Source organism: Chondrinema litorale (assembly GCF_026250525.1).
Classification (GTDB): domain Bacteria; phylum Bacteroidota; class Bacteroidia; order Cytophagales; family Flammeovirgaceae; genus Chondrinema; species Chondrinema litorale.
In genome coordinates, this window is the sequence record NZ_CP111054.1 from 67,551 (window position 1) to 82,452 (window position 14,902).

13 protein-coding genes are annotated in these 14,902 nt (G+C 35.1%); 6 read left to right on the forward strand and 7 right to left on the reverse strand.

Annotated features, from left to right (window positions below; all coding sequences use genetic code 11):
• Positions 1-433: 433 nt before the first annotated feature.
• Positions 434-1,873, forward strand: coding sequence for a S41 family peptidase (locus OQ292_RS33285; RefSeq protein ID WP_284688597.1), 1,440 nt, complete (start codon positions 434-436; stop codon positions 1,871-1,873).
• 60 nt (positions 1,874-1,933) lie between these two features.
• Here the strand turns inward: OQ292_RS33285 and OQ292_RS33290 are convergent, their stop codons facing one another.
• The 3 genes from OQ292_RS33290 to OQ292_RS33300 are packed head-to-tail and all read right to left on the reverse strand — an operon-like array spanning position 1,934 to position 7,880.
• A complete protein-coding gene (locus OQ292_RS33290) occupies positions 1,934-4,930 on the reverse strand; it encodes a glycosyl hydrolase (protein ID WP_284688598.1) in 2,997 nt (998 codons plus the stop codon).
• Positions 4,931-4,935: 5 nt separating this feature from the next.
• A complete protein-coding gene (locus OQ292_RS33295; RefSeq protein WP_284688599.1) occupies positions 4,936-6,384 on the reverse strand; it encodes a sodium:solute symporter in 1,449 nt (482 codons plus the stop codon).
• The gene (locus OQ292_RS33300; RefSeq protein ID WP_284688600.1) at positions 6,381-7,880 is read right to left on the reverse strand and encodes an L-fucose/L-arabinose isomerase family protein; all 1,500 of its coding nucleotides are present in this window, start codon (positions 7,878-7,880) and stop codon (positions 6,381-6,383) included. Before OQ292_RS33300 ends, OQ292_RS33295 begins: the two co-directional genes overlap by 4 nt.
• A gap of 77 nt (positions 7,881-7,957) precedes the next feature.
• On the opposite strand from OQ292_RS33300, the gene OQ292_RS33305 reads away from it, so the two are divergent.
• Complete coding sequence (locus OQ292_RS33305) at positions 7,958-8,836, forward strand: AraC family transcriptional regulator (RefSeq protein ID WP_284688601.1); 879 nt, start codon at positions 7,958-7,960, stop codon at positions 8,834-8,836.
• 82 nt (positions 8,837-8,918) lie between these two features.
• Here the strand turns inward: OQ292_RS33305 and OQ292_RS33310 are convergent, their stop codons facing one another.
• The 4 genes from OQ292_RS33310 to OQ292_RS33325 all read right to left on the reverse strand — a co-directional run bounded on the left by OQ292_RS33310 (position 8,919) and on the right by OQ292_RS33325 (position 11,733).
• Positions 8,919-9,140, reverse strand: coding sequence for a hypothetical protein (locus OQ292_RS33310; RefSeq protein ID WP_284688602.1), 222 nt, complete (start codon positions 9,138-9,140; stop codon positions 8,919-8,921).
• A gap of 5 nt (positions 9,141-9,145) precedes the next feature.
• Positions 9,146-9,973 carry a hypothetical protein gene (locus tag OQ292_RS33315; protein ID WP_284688603.1) on the reverse strand — a complete coding sequence of 276 codons (828 nt, stop codon included), beginning with the start codon at positions 9,971-9,973 and terminating at the stop codon, positions 9,146-9,148.
• Between the two features lie 52 nt (positions 9,974-10,025).
• Positions 10,026-11,093 carry an endonuclease/exonuclease/phosphatase family protein gene (locus OQ292_RS33320; protein ID WP_284688604.1) on the reverse strand — a complete coding sequence of 356 codons (1,068 nt, stop codon included), beginning with the start codon at positions 11,091-11,093 and terminating at the stop codon, positions 10,026-10,028.
• A 262-nt stretch (positions 11,094-11,355) separates the two neighbouring features.
• Entirely contained in the window at positions 11,356-11,733 is a 378-nt protein-coding gene (locus tag OQ292_RS33325; protein WP_284688605.1) for a hypothetical protein, read from the reverse strand.
• 412 nt (positions 11,734-12,145) lie between these two features.
• Here OQ292_RS33325 and OQ292_RS33330 point away from each other — a divergent pair, with 412 nt between their 5' ends.
• The 4 genes from OQ292_RS33330 to OQ292_RS33345 all read left to right on the forward strand — a co-directional run bounded on the left by OQ292_RS33330 (position 12,146) and on the right by OQ292_RS33345 (position 14,841).
• A complete protein-coding gene (locus OQ292_RS33330; RefSeq protein WP_284688606.1) occupies positions 12,146-12,613 on the forward strand; it encodes a DUF6896 domain-containing protein in 468 nt (155 codons plus the stop codon).
• A gap of 485 nt (positions 12,614-13,098) precedes the next feature.
• On the forward strand, positions 13,099-13,539 hold the full coding sequence (locus tag OQ292_RS33335) for a hypothetical protein (protein ID WP_284688607.1): 441 nt from the start codon (positions 13,099-13,101) through the stop codon (positions 13,537-13,539).
• 367 nt (positions 13,540-13,906) lie between these two features.
• The gene (locus tag OQ292_RS33340; protein WP_284688608.1) at positions 13,907-14,077 is read left to right on the forward strand and encodes a DUF1328 domain-containing protein; all 171 of its coding nucleotides are present in this window, start codon (positions 13,907-13,909) and stop codon (positions 14,075-14,077) included.
• A gap of 143 nt (positions 14,078-14,220) precedes the next feature.
• Positions 14,221-14,841, forward strand: a complete 621-nt coding sequence (locus OQ292_RS33345) for a porin family protein (protein ID WP_284688609.1) — start codon at positions 14,221-14,223, stop codon at positions 14,839-14,841.
• Positions 14,842-14,902: the final 61 nt, after the last annotated feature.

Consider the following 14,902-nt stretch of genomic DNA (forward strand, 5'->3'; position numbering starts at 1 on the left):
AAGTAAATGACAGCATACCTTTAATAATAATGCACATAGACGTTTTAACCGATTCTATAGAAGAACTGGCCGATTTCTCCGCTAATGCTTTTATTCTATCGACGAAATTATCTGTTTATATCGCTAAGCAAATTCTATAATAGATGTAGCTGCAAAAAATGATTTTCCACATTATTATGGAATATCGATTTCTATAAATACTGGATGGTTTTGCTAAAGATTTGAAAATTCTACCAATTAACTTTCTATACAATTTGGATAATTATATAGAAAATCGGTTAAATCGTCGATTTTTTTGGTCTTTAAGTGAACCATTTTGTAACTATGAATGTCAAAACCTATAGTTGACACTACCACTAACCAGCGATGTTGTCTAAAGTCTAAGTGCAGACTATTAAGCAGCATCTTTTATTATTATAATATTTAACTAGTTATGAAAACCTGTTCAATAAACAAACTTTTGTTTGTGGCTTTGTTCGTGCCTTTTATATTATTTTCTTGTTCTGATGACGATGAAATAACGCCAACTACATCAGACGATGACGATTCTGGAACTACAAGTGACTACGCAGACATTAATGAATGGATACTCGCAAACATGGAGTATTATTATTTCTGGAATGATGAGATTCCAGATGATCCCGATCTAACACAAGAACCTTCTGATTTCTTTGAATCTCTATTATATACTTATGATGCCACATCAAATCCTGAGGGTGATAGATTCTCTTATATAAGCGAAGATGCAGACGAATTAATTTCTTCTCTTTCTGGCGAAACCACCTCTACAGGTATGGAATACCGCCTTTTCTATGTTTCTGCTACTGGTAATGAAGTTTTAGCGCAGATTGTATATACCATTGCCGACTCACCTGCTGATGAAGCCGGACTAGAAAGAGGCGATATGTTTACCAAAGTAAATGGTACTACCATTACAGATGAAAACTACATCGACCTATTGTATTATACTACAGATATGACCATTACATTGGCTGAAGTTCAAGATGGTTCTTTAGTTGATTTGGATGAAACCGTAAGTTTAACCGCTGCAACTATTCAAGAGAACCCAATTTATATGGATACTGTGCTTGAAGTAGATGGACAAAAAATAGCTTACTTGGTTTACAACCAATTTATTCCTGCGCCAAACAACAGTAGTAACACTGAGTACGACGACCAATTGAACGAGATATTTACTGAGTTTAAAGCTGCCGGTGCAACTGAACTAATTGTTGATTTAAGATATAATCCGGGTGGCTATGTAACCTCAGCAACAACAATGGCTAGCTTAATAGGAACTGGCGTATCTTCTAACGATTTGTTCTTTAGAGAAGAATACAATGAGGGTTTGCAAGAAGAAATTGCTGCTTACTATGGAGATTCTTACTTTGAAGAAAACTTTACAGACATGAGCGGAAATATTGGCGGGCAAATAAACCGCGTATATTTTCTAGTAACTGGTAGCTCAGCTTCATCAAGCGAATTGGTAATTAACGGCTTACTTCCATACATGAATGTTTATCTAATTGGTGAAACTACTTATGGTAAAAATGTGGGCTCTATCACCATTACCGACGATACTGATGGCGACAACAACTGGGCACTACAACCAATTGTAATGAAAGCCTATAACAGTTTGGGCAATTCAGATTACTCTGCTGGCTTCACTCCTGACATCGAAGTTTCTGAAGATTTGGAGCTTGTTCCATTCGGAGATACTTCTGATCCACTATTAGGTACTGCACTTTCTGCAATAAGCGGTTCTAGTAGATTTGGTAATGTGGACAATGAAGATGCACCAAGAGTAATTGCAAATTCTGTTTCAAGAAAGAAAGTAACCTTCAGAAAAATATCTGCTGAAGCATTAGAATAGTAATGTGATAAACCTTTGCTGTTGAATAGGATGATGATAAGACAGCAAAGGTTTGTTTTTTTATTCGACAGTGAGTTTATTAATTTTTTCAGCCTCAATTTTTACCGGACCAATTAAGCCAGAAGGCAAAGGTTGATAATTACTCCAAGGTCTACCGCCATTAGCCGTTCCTAAATTGCTCCTTGTTCTTTGCTCTTCTAAAGGTCTACTACTTTCTCCTATTAATTGATTGAGCCAAGTATTAGCCACTTCTACTACCAAATGGTTTGTGCCTCTTTTAAGTTGGTTGTTGATGTTTAATTTATGTGGAGGATAAATGCTAATGCCCACTTCTTTTCCATTTAAATAAACCTGTGCCACCTCTCCTACTTTGCCCAAATCGATATAATAGTTTTCATTAGAAGATAAATCGCCAAACTCAAAAGTTGTCTTGTAAACCGCTTTACCACTAAATATTTTTAGTTCTGGGTCTTTATGCTGAGTCCAATCTATAAGTCTTTCAAACTTTTGAATGGGATTAAAACCCCAACCTGCCGGAAATGCCACATCCCAAGAGTTCTCAATAGATGCCTTTACTGGTTCTGTAACAGTGATTTTTTCTGAATTTCCATCGCTCATTTTTAACTCATAATTCCCTTTGGCAGCAGCATAAAAATCTATCGAACCATTGCTATCGAAATTAGCTGAGTAGTTATTTTTATCTGGTTTAGTAGATGGGAATAAAACTTTGCCATTATAAGCTACTTCACTGATATGCGCTTTCTCTTCTTCTTTGCTAAAAATAACGAATACAGACTCATACGGGCTCAACTTGATTGGTATTTGCAAACCTTTCACCTGTTGGTTGTAAATGGCAGGTTCAGACATTTCACCCGTTACCGGATTCCAAAAAGCAGGTTTTAAATCCTTTACTCGAAATTGCATATTCGCAGCAATGTCTACAGAATCTGTATTTCTCACAAAATAAATCTCTGCATTTTCAGTAGATCGATGGATGTAATCCAAAGCCTCTTTACCAGAAGCCGTCTGGTAAGCAAAATCTTGATAATAGCCTTTTTCTTCTAAAATCTCTTTTGCTGTGTAACCAGTAATTATCATCCCTTTGCCATAAGTTTTCTTTCTTTTTTTAGTGCCATTTCCCCAGATTTTATCTGCGATTTGCTGCATCTCTTTTTCCTGCTCTTTATAGTTTTTATAACCATAGATTTTTTCTGGCTTCGAACCAATAATAGTCGCGCCTTTTTGTAGTAGCTCTTCTACTTTTTTAAGTACAGCTAATTCCATCACGTTACTATCTGGCAAAACCAATATTTTATATTGCATACCAGTTGGTAGCACAACATTCCCGTTTTCTACTTTTTTGGTTTGCAATAAGATTTCTGTATTTAGATCATCATAATCGTAACCGGCGCCTAAACCTTCTCTGGCATATCTTGAACCTATCGCAAAGTTTGGAATTTCATTGCCATAATAATAAGCCACATCAGCTACAAAATCGCCTTGCATGAGCATAGCACTGCACCTTGCCAAATAAGAATGAAATGGCTTCGACATATCCCACCAAGTCATCTTCGGGTGAATGTGCGTGCCTGCTTGGTAAGTCCAGCCGGGAGTGCCAGCTTCTGGTGGGCTATGCGGCATGGTATGATAAATCACTCTGGTCATGCCTTCACAAAATGCCTGATCTGCAATTTTCTTCAATTCGAATGGAGACTCTTGCCAGTGTTTTGTCTGGCTAGTGAAAGATTCCATTTCCACAATCTTATGCCCGTAAATATGGGCTGCACTAGCGATGTTCTTAACAACCTGCAACAGGTTTCTACCAAGTCGATCTTCCCATCGTAAAGGCATGTTCCAAAATTCACCACGCATAATATCTACTGCTCCCAATGCTTTTAAATCTTCGGTGGGCACATAGTGCAAAGGAGGACCCGGTCCGCCAGATTCTGAAGCCAACAATAAACCATGCTCATGACAAATTTCACTTGCCTGCTTGTAATGGTTATTGATAAACATCTCTGAAACGGTTAGTCGATAATCGTGTAAAAAGCGCTCTGTGCTCTCTTTATCAATCACTTGCTGCCCTGTAAAAACAGGCAAAAAATCATCTAAATCATAACCATTCAATTCTTTAAACTCTTGCTTAAGTTCTGGGCTCCAAACAATGTAGTCTTCCGTTTCGAAACTGCATAGGTACAATCTTTCTAAGCTGCTTTCACCTAAATCGCCCATGCGTTCTTCTAGTTTATTTATCACATGTTCAAAATGATGTTTGGTCGCTTTTTTAGAAAAATGATCCATAATAAAACCGGTAGAATTTTCACTGCGCATCCACATTTTTTGCCCCAAAGGACTCACTACAGCTCTAGTTAAAACCCAATTTCCCGCAGGTAATTCCACCTTAATTTTATTTCCATCAATATCATCTGGATTAAAAAAAAAGATATCCCAAACATCATCAATCTTATTATCTGCAGTAAGTGGATATGCCATTAACCCGACATTATCATAATACTCTGGAAAACCATTCTCATCTAGTTGAGGAAATAATTCGAATGTGCCATAAGGCTTTTTAAAAGTGGTAGGAATCTCAGGAAAACCTATCTCATTTATACTTACTGGACCTTTTAAAGTTTCTTGCCAGAAAAGTAATTGCATAATCATTTCGTCGGGTTCTGTCCAGCTACCTCCGGCATTCCAACCATTAGAAACTGAGAATCCCATTTTTAAATCGAGTTTCTTGGCTTCTTTTAAAGCGAAACTAATTCCATCTAGCATTTCTTCTTCTAAAAATGGATTGCCATCTGGAATAATATTATATGGATCGGCAATGCCCATATCAAAAATATCTACACCACCCAAACCCATTTCTTTAAATGCCTTAAGTTCTTTTTTAATGGTGGAATAATCGAAATTACCATGCCCCCAAATCCAGTAGCCACGAGGCTTGGCTTCTTCTGGTGGATTTAGAAATATTTCTTTCAGTTTTTCCTGTGCTTTGCATTCTGTTGCCATTAAAGCCAAAAACACAGAAAGCAGTGAGATGAGTCTTTTCATATTTACTAGTTATTATTATTACTGAATAGTGACAAAATGGCCAGTCCAAAAAAAGTGAGCAATGTATTGAGCAACATTACTGCATAGCCCAATTGATAACCATTAAAAAGCTTTGGTAATAGATAATCGATCACATAAGATGCGATAGGTGAAATTATACAAATGAAAGGAATCCATTTGCCTTTTACACTAGATTTACTGAGCATGCCAAAAGCAAAAAGACCAACCAGTGGTCCATAAACATATCCGGTAGTTTGAATAAAAGCTGCCAGTACGCTGTCATTATTAATTTTATCAAACAGAATGATTATAAAAAAAATGAGCATAGTAAAGCCCATATGAATCCCCTGCCGTTGTTTTACGTTATTCTCATCTTTTTCTGAGTAGCCAAGTATATCCACACAAAAAGAAGTAGTAAGTCCTGTAAGCGAAGAGTCTGCCGAAGAATAGGCTGCTGCTGCAATGCCTAAAATAAACAAAGTGCCCACTAGTAAACCTAAATGCTCTATGGCTAAAATCGGATAAATACTATCTGTTTCAGCTGGAATTTGTATACCTGTTACATCAGCAAAATAGTATAAACCTCCTCCCAATAATAAGAATAGCATGTTTACAATTAATAAAATGATGGATAACACCACTAGGTTTTTTTGCGCATCTCCAAGACTCTTACAAGTAAGATGTTTTTGCATTACAGATTGATCCATTCCGTTGGTCATTACCGTCATGAGTAAGCCAGTTAGAAACATCTTGTAAAAGTTTTTAGGGTCATTCCAATCCCAAAAAAATACTTGGCTAATATTTTTAGTTTCTAGTTGATGGTATAAATCCAGAACAGAAATATCGAGCTGCCAGCTAATTGCTAAGATGCTAACAATGACACTCGCTAGCAAAAAAGTGGTTTGCAATACATCGGTAAAAATGACTGTTTGAATACCACCACGGTAAGTATACAACCAGATAAGCAGCAAAGTAACAATTACAGTTAGCCAAAAAGGAAAACCCAAGGCATTGAATAACACAATTTGTAAGACATGAGCCATTAAAAACAGCTTGAAAGCTGCCGTACAAGTTTGCGCTACCAAAAAGAATACGCTTCCCATTTTATGTGCTTCTACTCCATACCTTTCTCGCAAATAAGTGTAGATGGAGACCGCCTTCATTTTGTAGAAAATCGGCAACAAGACATAGGCAACCACCAACAAACCGGCTGCATAACCCATTACCATTTGAAAGTAAGAAAACTGGTTGCTAATTACCTGCCCCGGAACTGAAATAAATGTAATACCTGAGATGCTTACACCTATCATTCCATAGGCAACAAGCGGCCAAGCAGTATTGCGATTGGCTATAAAAAATGTAGAAGCAGATGCATTGCGCGAGGTTAATTGAGCTATAATAAAAAGCAGCCCAAAGTAGAAGATAATGACCAGTGATACATAAGCAGTGGTCATTCTGTTGGGATTATTACTGTTTCAACACCCAAGAACTCTCCTATTTGCCTAATGGTTTCGGCTCGGTGCCCGATGCCCAAAGCAAAGTGATGTGTTGGTGCTTCTCTAAACCATCTGGTTAAAAAGGTTTTCACATCTGGCGCAAAGTAACCTCTAGTATTTGTGTTACCTGTTGGTGGAATAGGCCCATCTTTAGACTCACCCTCGGCAATAATAAACTTAAAAGAACCATCTGCTTTTTGGCAAACTGCCAGCATAGTTATTGGCCCAGATTTAATTTTAAACTCTACACTGGCACCAGAGCCCGGTTTGCCATGGTATTTCTTTAAGCTTCTGATAACTGGTTTGCCTTCTGCAATATTGATATGATGTGGTCCATCGTGCCCTACTAATACAAAGCCTTCTTTAAAATCTACTGGATGGAATTCTGCAAAACTTCCGCCCATTTCTAGCCTGTCCATAATCATCATGGCTATGCAGGTTTTTAAATCCATCTCACCACACATAGGGAAACCTCCGCCGGTGAGTAGAGAATTCCCCACTATAAAATTAGTAACCACTTGTCTCACTTCTGAGCCTTCTTTGCCTTCGTAATAATAGGCAAGCCCATCTAGTTTTTTCTCTTTGATAAAAGCATCTAAAGCCACACCAACCCTAGCTGCCACTCTTAAATCTGAGTGCTTAAGCTTTTCTGTTATCGGGTCTGATTTGGGGTCTGGTGTGTCAAAAAATGAAGTGATTTGTTCTTCGTATTTAAGTACTTCTTCTTCCTTAGCTAGTTGATAATGTTGTAAAATATCATCTGGTTCTGTTTGAACTATGTGGCAGCCAAAAGTCGCATTTAATAAAGTTGGGTCGGTATGCATGTCGAGCATTGCTTCTAAAACATGCCCCATTTGACCGATACGTGCCGTTTTAAGACTGTGCAAAACCTTAGCGATTTGGCAGTATTCTTTTACCATTTCGTCTGCTTCTATATCGTCGTGCAAAGTACCCATAATTAAAGGAGGCACATTTTTACCAAACCTGAGAGCCACATTCATAAACTCGGGCACTGCACAAATATCGTCGTTGAGTAATTGGATAAAGGTGGATGCATTTTCATAGTCCATGGCTTTGGCTGGCTGTAAAGCCACCATCACCATTGGAATATTTACTTCTCTAAAAATATTTGCGATTGTACTGGAAGTCGCATACGTAAGCATATCAATAAACAGCAAATCGAGACCAGCGTTTTTAATCTGTGGCAATATTTCAGCCGCTTTCTCAGCAGAATCGGATATACCAAAAGAAACAGTTTCTACCCTACAAGCTGCCACTCTAGATTCAAAAATATCCATCTTTTCTATCAGTTTTTCCCATAAACCATTAAACTGATTCCAGTAAGTGTGGTGTCCTACTCCCAAAATACCCACTTTGGCTGTAAGTGGTTTTATACGTGCTACTGTATATTTACTTACACTTTTTGATTCTGTGTTGTTTATTAAATTTATCATTAATCAAATATATTTTTTCTTATCGCAAGAATTATTATCATTAATGATATAAAAATTACACTTTTTGATATTTATATATGTCTACTACCAGTCATTATTTTGCCGTTAGTGAAAAAGACCAGTTATGGGGATTACATGTGTTAGATTGTGGCACTTCCAGAATACATGCTGGCGAAGCTTTTCCTTCTAAAAAACATCCGGAGCTTTATCAGTTCAATTGGGAGAGAGGAAGAATTTTATATGAATTTCAAATTATTTACCTCATAGAAGGTTCGGGTGTATTTGAAAGCCAACCAAGTGGAACAATTCAATTAACTCAAGGAGATATGATGTTTATTTTCCCGAATGTATGGCACAGGTACAAGCCAGACAAACAGGCTAATTGGCATACATACTGGGTAGGCTTTGGAGGAGATTTTACCTCAAAACTGATTGAGAATTTAAGTATTACCAAAGAAACTCCTATTAAGCAAATTGGCTATTCTGATAAAATAATAAAGGTTTTTATGGATATTTTAGAAACTAGTCAGTTTGAATTTACTGGTTACCAACAAGTGCTGGCTGGTGAAATAACCAAACTTATTGGTTGGATACACGCTGAGCAAAGAAGGGCAGAGTTTAAAAAAGACAATGTGGATAAAATTATACAATCCGCCAAAATGCTGTTAATACAAAACAATTTTTCTGGTAATCCGGAACGGGTGGCGGCAGAGTTAAATATGAGTTATTCTAAGTTTAGAAAGCTTTTTAAAGACTACACAGGGCTTGCTCCGGGGCAGTTTCAGATGCGACATAAGATTGCTACTGCCTGCAACATGCTCAACGAAGGGAAGAATTCCATCAAAGAAATATCAGACAAACTGGGTTTTGAAACACCTCAGTATTTTACCCGCATATTTAAAAAGAAAATGGGTAAATCTCCTGGCGCTTATAAAAAGCAATTTAGACTACTATAAAAAAAGGGAGCTTGGTACATCTACCAAACCCCCTCTCAAAAACTGGATTCATTCATTTTGGCTTATAAAGCATCGTTTTATATTAGCCTGCAACTCCAATATCTTCATTAGAATTCAGGAATTTCTTTTCGTTAAGCATTGCCTGAACCAAAGCTCTGGCGTTTCCTCTCAGCTCGAACTTGATACTTGGTGTAAAACAGATTCTTACTTCTGTACTGTTATTATCAATTATCTCAACCTGAGGTATCGGAAGATAGTTTTCCAAACAAATCCTCCTGATAATGTTTGCTTCGTTTAAGGTCATGGCTTTTATTTTATGGAACTCAATGTTGAATTATAAAAGTTGTTTTTGTATTTAAATACAAGCTCCGTTTTGTTAATCAGATTAGTTTTTTTACTTACAGAACAATCGTTTATGGTAGAAACTATTCTGGTTGGTAAAATACTGTTATCTACTAGTTTTCTTCTAATCTCATTGTTTTTATGGAATGCCAGATCAAGTGCATCTTTAAAGTAAATACTATTTACCTTCTCATGAGCATCTATATGGTTCACTATCAACAATTCTAAATCACTATCTACCTTTAACTCACTACTTATAAAGGTGAAGAAACTGTTATAATCGTTGTTTACAAATACACCTTCATCAAAAAACAATACATCATTATCAATTAAAATTGATAGTCTATCATTATTTACAACTACCTGCTCTTCGTCTAGGTTAAATGCAGAAAGCAGTCTGGTTTTTAAGTCTACTATTTTGTCTATCTTCTTTTTCTGATAATCGTTTAATCGCTGCATGTAAACATTACTGTACAAAAAATCAGGATCTTCAGATTGTATATCAGCTGTACTGGCAAAATATTCTGCGTAGTTGTTAAAAAATAGTTTGCTGTTTTCGTATTTTAATTGCTCATTCTCAAAAACATATTTTTTGTTCTGCTCCATTAAATCGAAATAAGCATCTTTATAATTAATTTTTTCTGCTGAAGCTTTAGAAGTGGTAGCCATTTGGCTCGTACATGAACAAACTGACAGGATGATTAGTGTAAAAAGTATGTTTAAGATAACTCCCGTTTGTTTTTTCGATAATAGTAAATTAGTGATTTGCGAGTGCCAGTTTTTGATAGTTTCCATTGTTTTTTTTAGTTAAAAAATATTGTAGTAAAGGATTATTTGGTTAAAAAAATTATTTCTGTTCTTCCATCACTTCTTCTATTGCTTCTAACTTATCTTCCACATCTTCTTTTTCTTCTTCATTCAATTCATTTTTAATAAATTCTTTCTCTAGTGGGTCTGTATAATTTAGAATTACATTGATCGGAAAATGGTCTGAACCTATATTATTCATGCGTTCCATATGCACCAGATCAAAAGAATCTGTATGGAAAATATGGTCTAGTGGCCAGCGGAAAAACCAATAGTTTGCGTGATATGTACTAAAGAATCCGCGACCTTTTCTTGGGTCTCTAAGGTTACCCGTTTTTTGAAACAATCTGGTTGTATAAGACCATGCAACATCGTTTAAGTCTCCTGCTACAACACTTGGTTTCTTTCTTTTGGCAATTTCTTTACCCACAAGTATGAGTTCAGTATCTCTTTCTAATGAACTCTCAGACTCTTGTGGTACTGGTGGTTTCGGGTGTATACCGTAGAAATCGAACTCTTTGCCCGATGGTGTTTTTACTTTAGTGAATATTGATGGTATCTCATCACTAATTATAAACCTAAGTTCTGTACCGCTAAGCTCAAGTTTAGAGTAAAACAACATTCCGTAGGTATTTTCGAGTGGGCATTCCACAGTATAAGGGTATTTCTCTTTAAGATAAGACATTGATTTTGCCCAGTATTCGTTGGTTTCCAACATCAATATCATATCTGGTTCTGCTTCTGCAATTTGCTGCTTTACTCCCTCTGTTTTGCTGTTATACATTAATACATTTGAAACAAACAGAGAAACCATATTCCTAGAATCAGGTGTTTTGCAAGCTACAACCTGCTTCTTGGCTAAAATCGTGTAAGGGTAAATTTGTATTGCCTGTGAAATTGCACTTATGAGCAATGCGCCTAATGTTACAAATTTTAAAGTAGAGCTTTCCATGTAAATCATACCAATAGCTAGAACTATTAGTGATATTACAAAGGCCTGTAGGCGAATAAAATCGAATACTCTTATCCACCAATGTTCCAGTTTAATTACTGGTATTATAGCGGCCATTATTAATATTAGTGATAAAAATACGACAAGTGTTTCCATTATTATTTATAGTGATTTTTATATGTTTTTTTCCTGACTATATTTAATAAGGAGTATTCCTATTAGAGAGACTACTAAGAAGACTAGAAAATGTCTTTTACCAATGCCATCAACTTCTAATACTTGTGTGTATTCAAGGATGTACTTTGCTGAAGAAACATTGATAGCTAAGCAAAATAGTGCTCCTAAAAAGCCATTTGTCAATATAAAGAGACCTATTTTCTTCATAGCTCAAGCTATATGCATTTTACTACATATACTCTTACATAGATCTCATTAATGTTGAATTAAATTTTCTGTATCTAGATCTGTAAAAATAAACCTGGATAATTAACATCAGAAAATACGTTCCACAAATGAATCCCAAACTTGCAAGTAAATCATATGATGCGATAGTTGGGTAAAATATATATACTCCTAAAAAAGGTAAAGTTGCAAAACAGGTACTTATAAAGAATCTGGCAGTTTTAGAGAATTCGATCTGCTCACTGGTGTATTCGTGTGCACCAGAGTATAACATCATAGCTGAACTAATAAAAGCCAGAATAAGGTTGTCAACATCATACTGTGCGAAGTAATTGTAAAATTCAAATGTTACAACGCCTAAAAAGAGTGGTGATAAAAAGATGATGTATTTCATAGTAGTAATATTTTTAAATAGTTAGTGTCAGTATGTTATGTGATTGCGACCACATACCTATATGTGAAATTCATGCCTTGTGACTTTTTATCTCGATAAGTTTTGTAACTATCTGATTATCAGTTATTAAAATTTATTAACAATGATTTCGGGATTTGGGGTAGACAATTTTTTTGTAGAAGTGTTTACACAAGTTTGTACACAATTTACCCACACATTTTTTTAGCGCAGAATAGCCCCTACAGCATCTGTAGACTATTAGTGGTACAAAAAGCACAATTTGTTAGCTAATAAATTTCAATCAGAATAGGTGGAAATGAGGCTTTTTAAACAGAATTCGCAGAAAACTTGATAAAGTGTAGTGCTACTTATACATACTTATATAATATTTGATGATTAATTTATAAGACAGATGATTACAATTAATAATAAAGTAAGGATAGAATTATTAAATGCGATGGATGCATATGCAATTCTTGCCAAGCAGCTTATTAATAAACTGCTGAGCGAAACGAATGAGCCCGAAATTGAAAGGATACAAAAAGGAGAATACTATTTAATAGAAGGTACCGAATTACAGAATGGAGCCGAGACACTCTCAAACGGATGGGGATTTTATGTGCATGGTGAACACTGTCTCTTTGACAATATCTTCTCCGGTCAAAAGATTGAAGTTTCATTAGGCAGAGATCATTTTATTGAAAACCTCGATCCTTATTTCTTTTATCAGTTTTTAAATTCTACAGATGAGCTCAAGCACTTAAGCAAACACTTTGAAAACCCTTTTAGTGATATGCTCGATTTCTTTATAAAGCTAGAGGAAGAGAACATTATGTTACACAGCTATGGTAATGAGTATAGAAAAATACCTCCTAAATAAAAAGCTTCATCTCCTGCCCTACTATGTAAAGTACCTTCTTATATATAGGGTATTTTATTTAAAATGCCTTGTAGTAATTTATTCTATGCCTTCTACTATTAACTATAAGTTGAAAAATATCTGGAGCAAGCGGTATTACTAAATAAGCCAGTTAATAACTGTAATGCTAATCTTTATAAAAATGCCCTGTATATATACTACTATGCATTTGTAAAACACATATCGGCCGCTGAAAGCGCTCCATGCCACTATTTAAACTTATTTACAAATTTTGAGGTGTTTGGGTAACAAATACCCATAAATCGTGGTAATAGCACCACGAAATCTACGATAAGAGAGAATAGTGGAAAAATTGGCACGGCAGGTAATGCCCTGAATACCAGAAACTTAAATTATTTCTCAAGAAAATTTCTCACTGTGGTATCAGATTTTCAATAGTACTAGTGGTTTTAAACAACAAATTTTTTATTTAAATAATTGAAGCCATGAAAAACAAATTGAGATTATTAGTATTTACCACTTTTACCGGAACAACCTTATTTTTTACAAGTTGTAACCAAACACAAAATCACTCAGATTCTGCTTACGAAGAAACTGCAGAAGATTTTGAAGCACGCAAAGACGCTTTAGCAGATAACATCGAAAATAAAATTGATGAAATCGACGAAGAAATCAGAATAAATGAAAGCAAATTTGAACAAACTTCTGAAGATGTAAAAGACAACATCAAAGACAGTTATAAAGATGCTAAGAAAAATCTTGAAGATTTAAGAAAAGAATTGAACAAAGAATTAAAAGACGTTGAAAATTCAACTGAAGATAATTTTGACGAATTAGAGAAAGATTTTAAAAACACTACTGCTAAGATCGATAATGAATTAGACGAGTTTGGTAGAAAAGTTAAAAATCTGTTCGAAAATAGCTAATGTATAAAAAATAGATAATCACTGTTCAATTGACTGCTTTTGGCAGTCAACTGAATCAATAAACTACCAATAAAATAACGACACATAACAACCTACAAGCAAACAATTAAACTACAATAACTTTAACAACTAACTATAAACAATAGATGAAGAGCGATTTTTTAATCTATCTTCGGATGGTGAGAATAATTACTCTTCGCCCAAAAACTTTTAGCCTTATAATTTGATAATAGCAAATCCTGCTTGATAAAAGCTTAACCTAACAAGACACATAAACAGAAGGCTATTTATAAATATATAAGGCACTTTTTAACCTAAATTTTTTACTTGGTATACAAATACCTATTAACCATAAAACTTTAAAACTATGTTACGCTGGACTATAATATTTTTTGTTGTTGCACTTATCGCCGCTGTATTTGGATTTGGTGGTATTGCTGCAGGAGCAGCTTCAATTGCTAAAATTTTATTCTTTATTTTCTTAGTAGTTTTTGTAATATCATTACTAATGGGCCTTACCAAAGGCAAAAGACTCTGATATTAAAAAGAAAATCTAAGCTAAAAACTATTATTTATATATAGCAAGAGGCTAGTTTATACCTGACTTCTTTACAATGTTTTTCGCTTATTGTATTATTCTAGCCTCTTGCTAATTATACATTAACCAAATAAATAACTAACATGAAAAACATTAATCTATACTACAAAACTATTATACTTAGCTGCCTTTCTTTACTTGCTTTTAATGCAGCAAACGCACAAGCAAGATTAGGGTTTAAAGGCGGTATGAACCTAACAAAATTTGACATCGATCAAGTTGAAACTCAAAACCTTAGCAGAGCCGCATTTGGCGTTTTTGGTGAGTTACCAATAACTTCTAACGTGGGTATTTCAACTGAGATTAACTACTCAAATGAGGGTTCGGCTTATAACAGCAACCCACTAATAGACGAAACAAAAGTATCTTACTTAGAGATTCCAGTTTTAGCAAATATCTATTTGTCTAACTCTTGGATTAGACCAAAAATATTTGGTGGTCCTTCTATGAGCTTTTTGATGAATGCAGAAAACGAAATGATCGACGGTTCTACAGTAGATATTGAAGATAACTATAAAGAAAACGAAATTGGTGCCGTACTCGGTGCAGGTATAGATTTTAAAATTACTGGTGAAAATTACTTAATACTAGATGCCAGATATGACCTTGGTCTTACTGAGCTAGACAATGTAGACATCGGTACTTTTAAAAACAGAGGATTTAGATTTAATGTAGGGTTCAGTTTCCCTGTAAGTAGCTATTAGACTTAAACTTTGTAAGATTTCATAAGCTAATATGCCAGCTTCATAACAAGCTGTAAACAAA